This window comes from Streptococcus mitis, assembly GCF_009496205.1.
Lineage (GTDB): Bacteria > Bacillota > Bacilli > Lactobacillales > Streptococcaceae > Streptococcus > Streptococcus mitis_BN.
The window spans coordinates 16258-31657 of the sequence record NZ_WIJO01000021.1 but is presented as its reverse complement, the minus strand read 5'-3'; the positions used below and the strand labels follow the sequence as shown (position 1 = coordinate 31657).

Sequence of the window (15400 nt, the reverse complement as noted above, 5' to 3'; positions counted from 1 at the left end):
CCATATGATTCTTTCTAATGATAGTTTGGTCGCTTTTCATTATAGATGATATGGGACTTTTTTTCTACAACAAAATAGGCTCCATAATATCCATAGGGGATTTACCCACTACAAATATTATAGAGCCAGAAAATATTAGAGGCTTTTCTTGCATCATATTATAAACGGTAAATCAACAAGATTTGCTGTTTTTATTTGCTTGAAATCAGATAAGGACTGAAAAAGACATTATTCTAATTCTTGTATTGGAATGTTAGAGTATTTATTGAGTCTTGAAAATTTCCCGACTTTTTTCCTTTTTGGAAAACTTCTAAAATATGGTATAATGAAAAAATAAAGAAGTTGGGGGTAGAAGATGAACATTCAACAATTACGCTATGTTGTTGCCATTGCTAATAGTGGTACTTTCCGTGAAGCTGCTGAAAAGATGTATGTGAGCCAGCCGAGTCTGTCTATTTCTGTTCGTGATTTGGAAAAAGAGTTGGGCTTTAAGATTTTCCGTCGGACCAGCTCAGGAACTTTCTTGACCCGTCGTGGTATGGAATTTTATGAAAAAGCACAAGAATTGGTCAAGGGATTTGATATTTTTCAAAATCAGTATGCCAATCCTGAAGAAGAAAAAGATGAATTTTCCATTGCTAGCCAGCACTATGACTTCTTGCCACCAACTATTACGGCTTTTTCAGAGCGTTATCCTGATTATAAGAACTTCCGTATTTTTGAATCAACTACTGTTCAAATCTTAGATGAAGTTGCTCAAGGGCATAGTGAGATTGGGATTATCTACCTCAACAATCAAAATAAAAAGGGGATTATGCAACGCGTTGAAAAGCTGGGCCTTGAGGTCATTGAATTGATTCCCTTCCATACTCACATTTATCTCCGTGAGGGGCATCCTTTGGCTCAGAAAGAGGAACTGGTCATGGAGGATTTAGCAGATTTACCAACGGTTCGTTTTACTCAAGAGAAAGACGAGTACCTTTATTATTCAGAGAACTTTGTTGATACCAGTGCGAGCTCACAGATGTTCAATGTGACAGACCGTGCTACCTTGAATGGTATTTTGGAGCGGACGGACGCTTATGCAACAGGTTCTGGATTTTTAGATAGTGACAGTGTTAATGGCATTACAGTTATTCGTCTCAAGGATAACCTAGATAATCGCATGGTCTATGTTAAACGTGAAGAGGTGGAGCTTAGTCAAGCTGGGACTCTTTTCGTAGAAGTCATGCAAGAATATTTTGATCAGAAGAGGAAATCATGAAAAAAAGAGGAATAGTGGCAGTTATTATACTGCTTTTGATTGGACTGGATCAGTTAGTAAAATCCTATATCGTCCAGCAGATTCCACTGGGTGAAGTGCGTTCTTGGATTCCCAATTTCGTTAGCTTGACCTACCTGCAAAATCGAGGGGCAGCCTTTTCTATCTTACAAGATCAGCAGTGGTTATTTGCTATCATTACACTTGTCGTTATGGTAGGTGCCATTTGGTATCTACATAAACACATGGAGGACTCACTCTGGATGGTCTTGGGTTTGACCTTGATTATTGCAGGTGGTCTTGGAAATTTTATTGACAGGGTGAGTCAGGGCTTTGTTGTGGATATGTTTCACCTTGACTTTATCAATTTTGCAATTTTCAATGTGGCAGATAGCTATCTGACGGTTGGAGTGATTATTTTATTGGTTGCAATGCTAAAAGAGGAAATAAATGGAAATTAAAATTGAAACTGGTGGCCTGCGTTTGGATAAGGCTTTGTCGGATTTGACAGAATTATCACGCAGTCTCGCGAATGAACAAATCAAATCAGGCCAGGTCTTGGTCAATGGCCAAGTCAAGAAAGCTAAATACACAGTCCAAGAGGGCGATGTCGTCACTTACCATGTGCCAGAACCAGAGGTTTTAGAGTATGTAGCTGAGAATCTTCCGCTAGAAATCATCTACCAAGATGAGGATGTGGTCGTCGTTAACAAACCTCAGGGGATGGTTGTGCATCCGAGTGCTGGTCATACTAGTGGAACTCTGGTAAATGCCCTTATGTATCATATTAAGGACTTGTCGGGTATCAATGGTGTTCTGCGTCCAGGTATTGTTCATCGTATTGATAAGGATACGTCTGGCCTTCTCATGATTGCTAAAAACGATGAGGCGCATCTAGCACTTGCCCAAGAACTCAAGGATAAAAAGTCTCTTCGCAAATATTGGTCGATTGTTCATGGAAATCTGCCTAATGATCGTGGTGTGATTGAAGCTCCGATTGGCCGTAGTGAAAAAGATCGTAAGAAACAGGCTGTGATTGCTAAAGGAAAGCCTGCAGTAACCCGTTTCCACGTCTTGGAACGTTTTGGTGATTACAGCTTGGTAGAGTTGCAGCTAGAGACAGGACGCACTCATCAAATCCGTGTTCACATGGCTTATATTGGCCATCCAGTCGCTGGTGATGAGGTCTATGGTCCTCGCAAGACTTTGAAAGGACATGGACAATTTCTCCATGCCAAGACCCTAGGCTTTACCCATCCGAGAACAGGTGAGATTTTGGAATTTACAGCAGATATTCCAGAGATATTTAAGGAAACATTAGAGAGATTGCGTAATCATTCGTAAAGCTAAAAAGTTGAGAAGTCTACCCTCAACTTTTTATTTTATCTCTTTTCTATTTATAGTCATTCATGTTATAATGGATAAATATGAAGAATCGGAGTGATACTATGAAATACAAACGGATTGTCTTTAAGGTGGGGACTTCTTCTCTAACGAATGAGGATGGAAGTTTATCACGTAGTAAGGTAAAGGCTATTACCCAGCAGTTGGCGATGTTGCACGAGGCTGGTCATGAATTGATTTTGGTGTCGTCGGGTGCCATTGCTGCTGGTTTTGGAGCCTTAGGATTTAAAAAGCGTCCGACTAAGATTGCTGATAAACAGGCTTCAGCAGCGGTAGGGCAGGGGCTTTTGTTAGAAGAATATACCACCAATCTTCTCTTGCGCCAAATCGTTTCTGCACAAATCTTGCTGACCCAGAACGACTTTGTGGATAAGCGCCGTTATAAAAATGCCAATCAGGCTTTGTCGGTTTTACTTAGCCGTGGGGCGATTCCTATCATCAATGAGAATGACAGTGTCGTTATTGATGAGCTCAAGGTTGGGGACAATGATACTCTGAGTGCACAGGTTGCAGCCATGGTCCAAGCAGACCTTTTGGTCCTCCTGACAGACGTAGACGGTCTTTATACTGGAAATCCTAATTCAGACCCAAGAGCCAAACGATTGGAGCGAATCGAGACCATCAATCGTGAGATTATTGATATGGCCGGTGGAGCAGGTTCTTCAAACGGAACTGGGGGCATGCTAACAAAAATCAAGGCTGCAACTATTGCGACGGAATCAGGAGTTCCTGTTTATATCTGCTCATCTTTGAAGTCAGATGCCATGATTGAGGCAGCTGAGGAGACCAAGGATGGTTCCTACTTTGTTGCTCAAGAGAAGGGACTTCGTACCCAGAAACAATGGCTGGCCTTTTATGCTCAGAGTCAAGGTTCTATTTGGGTTGATAAAGGGGCTGCTGAAGCTCTCTCTCAACATGGAAAGAGTCTTCTCTTATCTGGTATTGTTGAAGCAGAAGGCGCCTTTTCTTATGGTGATATCGTGACAGTATTTGACAAGGAAAGTGGAAAATCACTTGGAAAAGGGCGTGTGCAATTTGGTGCATCTGCTTTGGAGGATATGTTGCGTTCTCAAAAAGCCAAGGGTGTCTTGATTCACCGTGATGACTGGATTTCCATTACTCCTGAAATCCAACTACTCTTTACAGAATTTTAGAGGTAAACTATGGTAAGTACACAAGAACAATTTGAACAGGTACAGGCTGTTAAAAAATCGATCAACACAGCTAGTGAAGAGGTGAAAAACCAAGCCTTGCTAGCTCTGGCTGATCACTTAGTGGCTGCTACTGAGGAAATTTTAGCGGCTAATGCCCTCGATATGGAAGCGACCAAGGGGAAAATCTCAGATGTTATGTTGGATCGTCTTTATTTGGATGCAGGACGTATTGAAGCAATGGCAACTGGGATTCGTGAAGTGGTTGCTTTACCAGATCCAATCGGTGAAGTTTTAGAAACAAGTCAGCTTGAAAATGGCTTGGTTATTACCAAGAAACGGGTGGCTATGGGGGTTATTGGTATTATCTATGAAAGCCGTCCAAACGTGACGTCTGACGCGGCTGCTTTGGCTCTCAAGAGTGGAAATGCGGTGGTTCTTCGTAGTGGGAAGGATGCCTATCAAACAGCTCATGCCATTGTCACAGCCTTGAAAAAAGGTTTGGAGACAACGCCCATTCATCCAGATGTAATTCAACTGGTGGAAGATACTAGCCGTGAAAGTAGCTATGCTATGATGAAGGCCAAGGGCTATCTAGACCTTCTCATTCCTCGTGGAGGGGCTGGTTTGATTAATGCAGTGGTTGAAAATGCTATTGTACCAGTTATCGAGACAGGAACTGGGATTGTCCATGTTTATGTCGATAAGGACGCAGATGAGGACAAGGCACTGTCTATCATCAACAATGCCAAAACTAGTCGTCCTTCTGTCTGCAATGCCATGGAGGTTCTACTTGTTCATGAAGACAAAGCAGCAAGCTTCCTTCCTCGCTTGGAGCAAGTTCTAGTTGCAGAGCGCAAGGAAGCTGGACTGGAGCCAATTCAATTCCGTGTAGATAGCACAGCAAGTCAGTTTGTTTCAGGTCGAGTAGCTGAGGCCCAAGACTTTGACACCGAGTTTTTAGACTATGTACTAGCTGTTAAGGTTGTGAGCAGTTTAGAAGAAGCAGTTGCTCATATTGAAACCCACAGTACCCATCATTCGGATGCCATTGTGACGGAGAATGCTGAAGTTGCAGCTTACTTTACAGATCAAGTAGACTCTGCAGCAGTCTATGTCAATGCCTCAACGCGTTTCACCGATGGTGGCCAATTTGGTCTGGGTTGTGAAATGGGAATTTCTACTCAAAAACTGCACGCGCGTGGTCCAATGGGCTTGAAAGAATTGACCAGCTACAAGTATGTGGTTACTGGTGACGGACAGATAAGGGAGTAAAAAATGAAGATTGGATTTATTGGTTTGGGAAATATGGGAGCTAGCTTGGCCAAGGCTGTTTTGCAGGCCAAGACGGGTGATGACCTTCTCCTTGCCAATCGCAGTCAAGCCAAGGTGGATGCTTTCATTGCCGACTTTGGCGGTCAAGCTTCTAGCAATGAAGAAATCTTTGCAGAAGCAGATGTGATTTTTCTAGGAGTCAAGCCTGCTCAATTTTCTGAACTGCTTTCTCAATACCAGACTATCCTTAAAAAAAGAGAAAGTCTTCTTTTGATTTCCATGGCAGCTGGATTGACTTTAGAAAAACTAGCAAGTCTTATCCCAAATCAACACAGAATTATTCGTATGATGCCCAATACCCCTGCTTCTATTGGTCAAGGAGTGATTAGTTATGCATTGTCTCCTAATTGCAGGGCTGAGGACAGTGAGCTCTTTTGTCAGCTTTTAACTAAGGCTGGTCTCTTGGTTGAACTGGGAGAAGGATTAATCGACGCGGCGACAGGTCTTGCAGGTTGTGGACCAGCCTTTGTCTATCTCTTTATCGAGGCCTTGGCAGATGCAGGCGTTCAGACTGGATTGCCAAGAGAAACGGCCTTGAAAATGGCGGCTCAAACTGTGGTTGGAGCTGGTCAATTGGTCCTAGAAAGCCAGCAACATCCTGGGGTCTTGAAAGACCAAGTCTGCAGCCCAGGAGGTTCGACTATTGCTGGTGTAGCGAGCTTAGAAGCGCATGCTTTTCGAGGCACAGTCATGGAAGCAGTTGGTCAAGCTTATAAACAAACACAAGAACTAGGTAAATAAGAGGTGGCCTTGACTGCCTCTTTTATGGTGCTTGAAATGAGAAGACAAAAAGATTGTCACAAACCCCCATTTTTTTGATAGAATAGAAGTAGTAAAAAAGAAATGAGTTAGACATGTCAAAAGGATTTTTAGTCTCTCTTGAGGGACCAGAGGGAGCAGGCAAGACCAGTGTTTTAGAGGCTTTACTCCCAATTTTAGAGGAAAAAGGAGTAGAGGTGCTGACGACCCGTGAACCTGGCGGAGTCTTGATTGGGGAGAAGATTCGTCAAGTGATTTTGGATCCAAGTCATACTCAGATGGATGCGAAGACAGAACTCCTTCTCTATATTGCCAGTCGCAGACAGCATTTGGTGGAAAAAGTTCTTCCAGCCCTTGAAGCTGGCAAGTTGGTCATTATGGATCGTTTTATCGATAGTTCTGTTGCCTATCAAGGATTTGGTCGTGGTTTGGACATTGATGCCATTAATTGGCTCAATCAGTTTGCGACAGATGGCCTCAAACCTGATTTGACACTTTATTTTGACATCGAAGTGGAAGAGGGACTGGCTCGCATTGCTGCTAATAGCAATCGCGAGGTTAACCGTTTGGACTTGGAAGGTTTGGACTTGCATAAAAAAGTTCGTCAAGGCTACCTTTCTCTTCTGGACAAAGAAGGAAAACGTATTGTCAAGATTGATGCCAGTCTCCCCTTGAACCAAGTTGTGGAAATTACCAAGGATGTCTTGTTTGATAGAATGGGCTTGGCTAAATGAAACAAGAAGAATTAAAGGCTTGGCAACCAGACCAGTTTGACCGCTTTGTCCGTATCCTAGAACAAGACCAGCTCAATCATGCCTATCTCTTTTCAGGTTTCTTTGGAAGCTTGGAAATGGCGCAGTTTTTGGCTAAGAGCCTCTTTTGTACGGATAAAGTAGGCGTTTTACCGTGTGAGAAATGCCGAAACTGCAAGCTGATTGAACAGGACGAGTTTCCCGATGTCACCTTGATTAAGCCAGTCAATCAGGTCATCAAGACAGAACGGATTCGTGAATTGGTGGGACAATTTTCTCAAGCAGGGATTGAAAGCCAGCAACAGGTTTTTATTATTGAGCAAGCTGAGAAGATGCATCCTAACGCAGCTAATTCTCTGCTCAAGGTCATCGAAGAACCCCAGAGTGAGGTTTATATTTTCTTCTTGACCAGAGATGAGGAGAAGATTTTACCGACAATTCGAAGTCGGACCCAGATTTTCCACTTTAAAAAACAAGAAGAGAAGCTGATATTGCTCTTAGAACAAATGGGACTGGTTAAGAAAAAAGCGACTCTCCTAGCCCAGTTTAGTCAATCGCGAGCTGAAGCAGAGAAGTTAGCCAATCAGGCAAGTTTTTGGACCTTGGTTGATGAAAGTGAACGCCTGCTGACTTGGTTAGTGGCTAAGAAAAAAGAAAGTTATTTGCAAGTTGCCAAACTAGCTAGCTTGGCAGATGATAAGGAAAAACAAGATCAGGTTTTACGGATTCTTGAAGTCCTCTGTGGGCAGGATCTCCTGCAAGCAAGAGTAAGAGTGATTCTACAAGATTTGCTAGAAGCTAGAAAAATGTGGCAAGCTAATGTCAGCTTTCAAAATGCCATGGAATACCTGGTCTTGAAAGAAATATAAACTCAAAGATGAATGATAAAGAAAGGAAAGGGCTGTTTTATGGACAAAAAAGAATTATTTGACGCGCTAGATGATTTTTCCCAACAGTTATTGGTAACCTTGGCCGATGTGGAAGCCATCAAGAAAAATCTCAAGAGCCTGGTAGAGGAAAATACAGCTCTTCGCTTGGAAAATAGTAAGTTGCGAGAACGCTTGGGTGAGGTGGAAGCAGATGCTCCCGTCAAGGCTAAGCATGTTCGTGAAAGTGTCCGTCGAATTTATAAAGATGGTTTTCACGTATGTAATGATTTTTATGGACAACGTCGAGAGCAGGACGAGGAATGTATGTTCTGTGACGAGTTGTTATACAGGGAGTAAGCATGCAGATTCAAAAAAGTTTTAAGGGGCAGTCTCCCTATGGCAAGCTGTATCTAGTGGCAACGCCGATTGGCAATCTAGATGATATGACCTTTCGTGCTATCCAGACCTTAAAAGAAGTAGATTGGATTGCAGCTGAGGACACGCGCAATACAGGGCTTTTGCTCAAGCATTTTGACATTTCTACTAAGCAGATTAGTTTTCATGAGCACAATGCCAAGGAAAAGATTCCTGATTTGATTGGTTTCCTGAAAGCAGGACAAAGTATTGCTCAGGTATCCGATGCGGGTCTGCCTAGTATCTCGGACCCTGGTCATGATTTGGTCAAGGCAGCTATTGAGGAAGAGATTACAGTTGTCACAGTTCCAGGTGCCTCTGCAGGGATTTCTGCCTTGATTGCCAGTGGTTTAGCACCACAGCCACATATCTTTTACGGCTTTTTACCGAGAAAATCAGGTCAGCAAAAGCAATTTTTCGACTTGAAAAAAGACTATCCAGAAACTCAGATTTTCTATGAATCGCCTCATCGTGTGGCAGATACATTGAAAAATATGCTAGAAGTCTACGGTGAACGCTCGGTAGTCTTGGTAAGAGAATTGACCAAAATCTATGAAGAATACCAACGAGGAAAGATTTCTGAATTGCTAGAAAGCATCGCAGAAACGCCACTAAAGGGAGAATGCCTTCTCATCGTTGAAGGTGCCAGTCAGGATGTGGAAGAAAAAGACGAGGAGGACTTGTTCTTAGAAATCCAAGCCCGTATCCAGCAAGGCATGAAGAAAAATCAAGCCATAAAGGAAGTCGCAAAGATTTACCAGTGGAATAAAAGCCAGCTCTACGCTGCCTACCACGAATGGGAAGAAAATCAATAAAGGGAGACAGAATGTAATAATTCTGTCTGTTTCTGTTTAACTTAATTAGTGATGATAATATTCGGAGTCTAAATCATAGAATTGATTGAGTAGTGAATAAATAAAAACAATGTTCATTCAGTTTATGTTAAATATATATGATGTACTCTATTAGAATTATTTTTAAGTACGCAGTATGGTATAATTATATATGAGAAAATAGTGTGGAGTTTATCAGTTGAAAAAATATAACATTGTAGATTTATTTTCAGGAGCAGGTGGTCTATCTTATGGATTCGAGATGGCTGGATTTAATGTTCTATTAGGAATTGATAATGACGAAAAAGCCTTAGAAACCTTTCAAAAAAATCATCAGAATTCAGAAATATTATGTGGAGATATTGCGAATATATCTTATGAGGAAGATATAAAACCAATAATTGGAGAACAAAAAGTTGACATAATTGTAGGTGGTCCCCCTTGTCAGGGGATGTCGCTTTCTGGACCTAGAAAATTTGATGATCCAAGGAACAAACTTTATTTGTCTTATATTCGATTGGTTCGAGAAATACAGCCAATTGCTTTTGTCATTGAAAATGTGATTGGGATTGTTAGTTTGTTTAAAGGGCAAATAAAAGATACTATCATAGAAGAGTTTTCGAAAATGGGTTATAAGGTTCAGTTTAAAGTGTTACTGGCCTCTGACTATGGAGTTCCTCAAAATAGAAAGCGTGTTATTTTTGTGGGGACGAGGAATGATGGATTTGAATATCCTGATGCACTGGGAACAATCATTACAACAGAGATGGCAATTTCTGATTTGCCAACATTAGAAAATGAACTTGGCGAGATAGCAATGTCTTATGTTTCAGAACCACAAAATGACTATCAAAAATTAATGCGAAAACGTTCAAATGTGGTTTTGAACCACGTTGCAGCCAAGCATTCAGAAAAAGTGACAAGTACAATTGCCCTTGTCCCTGACGGTGGAAATTATAAAAATCTCCCAGAGGAATTACGAGAAACAAGAAAATTTAATGTCGCTTGGACACGATTTGCTAGTTGGAAGCCAGCTCCTACGATTGATACGGGGCATAGACATCATTTCCACTATAAGTATAATCGTGTGCCAACAGTGAGGGAATCTGCTCGTCTACAATCTTTTCCAGATGAGTTTATCTTTTACGGAAGTAAAACACAGCAATTTAGACAAGTTGGTAATGCTGTTCCTCCTTTAATGGCTCAGCAGATTGCAAACAATTTACTGAAATATTTAAAAAATAACGAAGAGTAACTATGTATCAAGTTCCAGAGAAATATTATTTTAGACTACATCACCCAAGACCTCGTTTTAAAAATGATGTCGAAAATGTACTTGTTTATATGGCAACGAATATTTCTTATTTGGGAATATTGCCTAAAAAGGAATTTAGTCAGCAACTAAATGACATTATCAAACAATATGCAGGAAATGCAGATAAAACAGAGAAAACAATCAATAACTGGCGAACAGAGATTTCTTCTTTGTTTGGGATGATGATTGAGAAAGAAGGCTTTGTCTATTCAGGAAATAGGGCTAAGGAATTGACTGAAGACCAAGACCTTATTCGCTTTTTTAAAACCTTTTTGTATAATTTTGAATATCCTGGTGGGCATCTAAAAGATAACGAGATTGTTAAACTTTGTCAAATCGGAGTTCAATTTAAGCCAGCTCAGTATCTACTGGAACTATTTACAGAAGCCTCACAAGCTGAAGAAAAAACTATTTACCTCACCGATGAAGAAGTCGCCCATTGTATCTTTAATGATTTGAGATGTACTCGTGATAGAGAGCCTGTTTTGGAAAGATGGAATCGTATCAAAGAGAATAGAGCGTCTAAAGTAGCTTACGATACTAAAGGAGATGTTATTAGATATGCCAAAGATATTTTAGACTATATGGTTATAGCGAGTTTGCTAACTGTTCAAGGTGGTAGGTATAAAATAAATTCTGTGGAAGAGCAAGCAATAAATGACTTTTTGCAATCAGATGCTACCTTTGATGGTTATGCTCAATTTATTGGAAATGCTTCGACAATAATTGAAGATGTTCGAAATTTTAGAAGTGCTTGGTTCGAATATGTCAATCGTGATTTAGGAGATATTGATTTTAGGACAAACTTTAATCTCTACCTTCCAAGTGATATTGATTTTACTGAGGAGAAAACAGATATTATCGGACATCTAACTGAACACATCGAATATAGCGAGAAAATTTCTACCGCTGTTGTAGGGAGTTCGGGAGAAGCTATTGTCATCAATCATGAAAAACAAAAATTACGAGAACACGGGCAAGAACAGTTGCTCCATCTGGTGAATTTTATTCCAACACAGTTTGGTGTTGGCTACGATGTTCAATCTTTTGAGTGTGATGATTCTGAGCTGAGAAAATATATTGAAGTCAAAACAACTGTCAGCAATGCTTCTATTACTTTTAATTCGTTTCATATCACACCAAACGAATGGCGAACTGCTAAATCTGTGCGTGATAGATACTATATTTATCGTTTGCAGATTTCTAAACATAGCAAAAAATTGTTTATCATCAAGAATTTGTATGAATTAGTCAAAAATGAGAAGATGCTTCTGATTGAGAGAAAAGATGGATATGATGTCCGTTTTTCATCGTCAGTTGTCTTTGAGGAGAATTTAATTTGAAGAAACTAAAAATTGCCTCTCTTTTTAGTGGAGGGGGTGGAACGGATATTGGTTTTGCTGGTGGATTTGATTTTTTAGGTAAACATTATGCCGACAATCAAATTGAGATTGTCTATGCAAATGATATTGAAGATAGTGCTAATAAAATGTTTGAAAAGAATTTTGGTGTTATTCCAGACAATCGAAATATCCGAGAAATAAAATCAGATGAAATCCCGTCTTTCGATATTTTAACAGGAGGTTTTCCTTGTCAATCATTTTCTGTTAGTGCTCAAAATCCGAAACGCTTAGGAATAAAAGATGAAAAAGGGACACTGTTTTTTGAGATGGTGCGGGTGCTAAAAGCTCATCAACCAAAAGCATTTTTTGCCGAAAATGTTAAGGGAATTTTGTCTGCAAACAATAAAGAAGCTTTTCCTCTAATTATTGAAGAGTTCGAAAAAGCTGGCTATAATGTTTCTTATAAACTTTGCGTAGCCACCAAATACGGCGTTCCGCAAAAGAGAGAGCGTGTGTTTATTGTTGGTATTCGAAAGGATTTGAATTTTACTTTTGAATTTCCTGAAGAGCCTATTCAGAATGTAGAAGATTATACACCACTAAAAATAATTCTTCAGCAAGATATTGATGAAAAGTATTATTTTAGTGAGAGGGCTGTGCAAGGAATGCTAAATAGTAAATCTGGCAAAAAAATGAATAAAGGACGAGCACAAGACATTGAACAGCCGAGTAATACGGTTAGTTCTCACTTAGCAAAAGTATCCTTAAATAGCACTGACCCTGTTTTGTTAGAAAATGGACGTTACCGTCGCTATACTCCAAGAGAGGTTGCACGTATTCAGTCGTTTCCAGAAAACTATGAATTGCTTGGTTCAGAAGGTGCTCAATATAGAATGCTGGGGAATGCTATTCCACCAGTAATGATGTGGTATATTGCTGAAAAGTTAGTGTCAGATTTACGAAATAGTGATGTAATTGCAAAGCAACAGAAACTCGAAGAAAGTTTTGGTCAACTGGATTTGTTTGAAGCGAGTTGATGTTTTAAATCTAGGGAACTTGATATGGAATTAAATTTTCAAGATAAGAGTTTTATAAAAGTATTTTTTAATAGTGACGGTTATGTATTAAATTTTTCTAACTCTACTTTTGCTAATTTTACTTTTAATTCAGTAGGAGTAAATATTCAAGAGAAATATGGAGGTTCAAAAGGGAAAGCTTTACAGGCTTTTGTAGATAACGAACCAGATGAACTGGTTTTAAAATTGGCTTTAGATTTACTTAGATATTATGAAGACCTTCCTGACTCATATTACGAGAAAACTGAAGAGAGGAACTCTCAGGCATTCAAATTGAAAGAGAGACTTTCGAAATATGAAGTCTCACAAATGGCCTACTTAAATAATGTTGCTGAATCTTTATCTGACTATTTTGATAGCGACTATATAGATAAGCAAATGGGGATTATGAATGAAATGATTTCTCGCTCTCCAGCGGACGCTATTGGAAAAGCTAAGGAATTGTTGGAATCATGTTTTAAACATATTTTAGACCATGAAAAAATTGAGTATTCTAATTCTAATGATATTGCAACTTTGCAAAAGAAAGTCTTTAAATTTTTAAACTTGGATTCTAATGAAAATATTTCAGCAAAAAATAATCAAGATGTGAAGCTGGTTCTAAGTGGTTTGAATCAAATTATCAAGGGTATTAACAGTCTTAGAAATGATAAAGGCGATGGTCATGGTAAGGGAGCTAACTTTATAGAATTGCCACCAAGGTATGCTTCAGTTGTTGTAGGATCTGCATTAACGGTAGTGTCATTTGTTTGGGAAACATACCAAGATAAGCAAAAATAGTAAGGAGGAGGTTTAATGTCGAAAAATCAAGAAAAATTACACTTTCAACTTAAAAAATTTATAGTAAATGTAGGTTGGACTCACAAAATTCATGCGGTTAGAATTGACGAGTTAGAAAGCTATATTCGATGGTTTAGAATAGCAACAATAATCATTTCTGGAGTTGTCTCTTCTGGCTTAGTTGGAATACTTTGGTTTGATGAATATTGGATAAAGCTTGTTACAGCATTTTTATCATTAGTCACTACAATAATTTTTAGCATCACCAAGGAGTTTAACTTTGAGGAACGACTAGCTTTGGAGAGGAAATCTGTTGATGAGCTTTGGAATCTTAGAGTGTTAGCTGAAATTCTTTTATCTGAGGTGGTTTACAATGGAAAACCATCCAGTGAAATCCAAGAATTTTTCGAAGAATTAAAATTTCGAAGAGATGCTACTTATAGTCAACTTTCTAATGCTTCTCCCAAAAATGTATCCAAGGCTTCAAAACTAATAAAATCGAGAAAAGATAATGATTATGAGGAGGATTATAGATACTTTATTCCAAAAGAATTGATGGAAATTAAGGAGGAAGAGTAATGTCTTTATCTAATGATTTTAAAGAATTTTGCGAAGACGAACTCCCCATGACGGATGAGGAATGGGAAAAATGGAAGAATAGATTAAAAGAGATTACGAAACGACTTAATCGAAAATACTATCCCTTAGATGAGCTTGAAGATGAAGAAATTGACAATGGTTTGATTGTTGGTAGTGTGGGGAGAACGACGGCTGTTCGAAATGTTAGTGATTTTGATTATATTTTTTCACTACCCTCAGAAGTGTATAGACGATTTGATTCTTATGAGGGTAATGGTCAATCAGCACTTCTACAGGAAATAAAAAACGAATTACTAAAAAGATACCCAAATACAAAAATAAAAGGAGACGGACAGGTCGTTGTTATTGATTTTTCGGATGGTGGAAAAATTGAGTTAGTTCCAGCTTTCGAACAATCTGATGGTAATTTTAAATATCCTGATTCTCGTAACGGAGGCTCTTGGAAAACTACTAAACCAAAGCCTGAAATTGAAAAATGTAAATCTTTAAATTCGAATTTTAATAATCACTTCTCTAACTTAACAAGGCTCATACGACGATGGAAAAATCATATGGGCTTTTCATTTAAGGGGCTGTTGATAGATGCTTTGATATCTGATTTTATTGATGATAAAGGTATTTCTGAAATATATTACTCTGATTATAATATTCTCTTGAAAGATATTTTTGAATACTTTTCAAGTCAAGATAAAAATAGAGAGTATTGGTATGCTTTAGGTAGTAATCAAAAGATTTATAATAATGATGGAGCAAAATTTATCAATAAAGCTAAGCAGGCTCTCAAGAAAATAGAAGACGCTTCAGAAGAGAAACTTACTGAAGTTTATAGACAGCTATTTGGTAGAAAATTCGCTCAATCCACTTCTACCACAAATCGAGCTTCGAATGAAGAATTTATTGATGAATTGTTTAGTATTGATATCCGATATAATATTGTTTTGGAGTGTGAAATTACTCAGGATGGTTTTCGAAAAGCACTTCTTTCAGACTTTTTAAAGAATAGATTTAAGATTAAAAATAGAAAATCTCTTGATTTTGAAATTATACAATCAGATATTCCAGATAATCTTTTGTCTGATGTTAAATATTATTGGAAAGTAAGAAATATTGGAGCTGAGGCGATTAGAAGAAATTGTGAGCGTGGTGCTATTTTTTCAGGTAAAATAAAACATCACGAAGATTCTCAGTTTAAAGGAGACCACTATGTTGAATGTTATGCTGTTTTAGATAATACGGTTATAGCAAGAGATAGAATAACAGTCCCTATCGATCCGTTACGTGGAAAAGATTTTATAGAGTAGCATATAATTGATTTTTAATTGGAATACTCACTATCTCTTTACATCAAGAAAATGACTAAACAGGGAAGTTTGCCTTCTTCCCTTTTTTTGTTATACTAGTAGAAGAAAAAATTAGAAAGATTTGTGGGAGTGAAAAAGTCCTGTGGACTTTTTCAGCCTGAGCCAAGAAATTCGAAAGCGAAGTAAGTCCTGTGGACTTTTTCAGCC

Annotated in this window: 16 protein-coding genes and 1 pseudogene; 16 read left to right on the top strand and 1 reads right to left on the bottom strand. The window is 38.7% G+C overall.

All coding sequences use genetic code 11. The features are described 5' to 3' along the window. Window positions 1–288: 288 nt before the first annotated feature. Window positions 289–363 (bottom strand): annotated as a pseudogene (locus tag GEZ85_RS10330) (AraC family transcriptional regulator); the annotation flags it as partial. On the opposite strand from GEZ85_RS10330, the gene GEZ85_RS05085 reads away from it, so the two are divergent. From GEZ85_RS05085 to GEZ85_RS05010, 16 genes are all read left to right on the top strand, one after another. After that, on the top strand, window positions 356–1264 hold the full coding sequence (locus tag GEZ85_RS05085) for a LysR family transcriptional regulator (protein WP_001025693.1): 909 nt from the start codon (window positions 356–358) through the stop codon (window positions 1262–1264). The pseudogene GEZ85_RS10330 and the gene GEZ85_RS05085 sit on opposite strands and share 8 nt — an antisense overlap. Continuing rightward, a complete protein-coding gene (lspA, locus tag GEZ85_RS05080; protein ID WP_153209687.1) occupies window positions 1261–1722 on the top strand; it encodes a signal peptidase II in 462 nt (153 codons plus the stop codon). Before GEZ85_RS05085 ends, lspA begins: the two co-directional genes overlap by 4 nt. Next, a complete protein-coding gene (locus tag GEZ85_RS05075) occupies window positions 1712–2605 on the top strand; it encodes an RluA family pseudouridine synthase (protein WP_153209686.1) in 894 nt (297 codons plus the stop codon). Before lspA ends, GEZ85_RS05075 begins: the two co-directional genes overlap by 11 nt. Before the next feature lie 104 nt (window positions 2606–2709). Beyond that, a complete protein-coding gene (gene proB, locus GEZ85_RS05070) occupies window positions 2710–3819 on the top strand; it encodes a glutamate 5-kinase (protein ID WP_228112202.1) in 1110 nt (369 codons plus the stop codon). Between the two features lie 9 nt (window positions 3820–3828). Then, complete coding sequence (locus GEZ85_RS05065) at window positions 3829–5091, top strand: glutamate-5-semialdehyde dehydrogenase (RefSeq protein WP_153209684.1); 1263 nt, start codon at window positions 3829–3831, stop codon at window positions 5089–5091. 3 nt (window positions 5092–5094) lie between these two features. Beyond that, complete coding sequence (proC, locus tag GEZ85_RS05060) at window positions 5095–5892, top strand: pyrroline-5-carboxylate reductase (RefSeq protein ID WP_153209683.1); 798 nt, start codon at window positions 5095–5097, stop codon at window positions 5890–5892. Window positions 5893–6005: 113 nt separating this feature from the next. Beyond that, the gene (gene tmk / locus GEZ85_RS05055; protein ID WP_153209682.1) at window positions 6006–6644 is read left to right on the top strand and encodes a dTMP kinase; all 639 of its coding nucleotides are present in this window, start codon (window positions 6006–6008) and stop codon (window positions 6642–6644) included. Beyond that, the gene (locus GEZ85_RS05050) at window positions 6641–7531 is read left to right on the top strand and encodes a DNA polymerase III subunit delta' (RefSeq protein ID WP_153209681.1); all 891 of its coding nucleotides are present in this window, start codon (window positions 6641–6643) and stop codon (window positions 7529–7531) included. The genes tmk and GEZ85_RS05050 overlap by 4 nt, the downstream gene beginning before the upstream one ends. Before the next feature lie 39 nt (window positions 7532–7570). Continuing rightward, complete coding sequence (gene yabA, locus GEZ85_RS05045) at window positions 7571–7888, top strand: DNA replication initiation control protein YabA (RefSeq protein WP_000358227.1); 318 nt, start codon at window positions 7571–7573, stop codon at window positions 7886–7888. Window positions 7889–7890: 2 nt separating this feature from the next. After that, the gene (gene rsmI / locus GEZ85_RS05040; RefSeq protein WP_153209680.1) at window positions 7891–8760 is read left to right on the top strand and encodes a 16S rRNA (cytidine(1402)-2'-O)-methyltransferase; all 870 of its coding nucleotides are present in this window, start codon (window positions 7891–7893) and stop codon (window positions 8758–8760) included. Between the two features lie 217 nt (window positions 8761–8977). Then, window positions 8978–10033 carry a DNA cytosine methyltransferase gene (locus GEZ85_RS05035; protein WP_153209679.1) on the top strand — a complete coding sequence of 352 codons (1056 nt, stop codon included), beginning with the start codon at window positions 8978–8980 and terminating at the stop codon, window positions 10031–10033. Between the two features lie 2 nt (window positions 10034–10035). Next, window positions 10036–11436 carry a protein NO VEIN domain-containing protein gene (locus tag GEZ85_RS05030; RefSeq protein WP_153209678.1) on the top strand — a complete coding sequence of 467 codons (1401 nt, stop codon included), beginning with the start codon at window positions 10036–10038 and terminating at the stop codon, window positions 11434–11436. Beyond that, window positions 11433–12473 carry a DNA (cytosine-5-)-methyltransferase gene (gene dcm / locus GEZ85_RS05025; protein ID WP_153209677.1) on the top strand — a complete coding sequence of 347 codons (1041 nt, stop codon included), beginning with the start codon at window positions 11433–11435 and terminating at the stop codon, window positions 12471–12473. The genes GEZ85_RS05030 and dcm overlap by 4 nt, the downstream gene beginning before the upstream one ends. A gap of 24 nt (window positions 12474–12497) precedes the next feature. Beyond that, the gene (locus GEZ85_RS05020; protein ID WP_153209676.1) at window positions 12498–13292 is read left to right on the top strand and encodes an abortive infection family protein; all 795 of its coding nucleotides are present in this window, start codon (window positions 12498–12500) and stop codon (window positions 13290–13292) included. 15 nt (window positions 13293–13307) lie between these two features. After that, window positions 13308–13871 (top strand): SLATT domain-containing protein, encoded by a 564-nt coding sequence (locus tag GEZ85_RS05015; RefSeq protein WP_000042158.1) that lies wholly within the window; start codon window positions 13308–13310, stop codon window positions 13869–13871. After that, on the top strand, window positions 13871–15193 hold the full coding sequence (locus GEZ85_RS05010; RefSeq protein WP_153209675.1) for an SMODS domain-containing nucleotidyltransferase: 1323 nt from the start codon (window positions 13871–13873) through the stop codon (window positions 15191–15193). The genes GEZ85_RS05015 and GEZ85_RS05010 overlap by 1 nt, the downstream gene beginning before the upstream one ends. Window positions 15194–15400 lie beyond the last annotated feature (207 nt).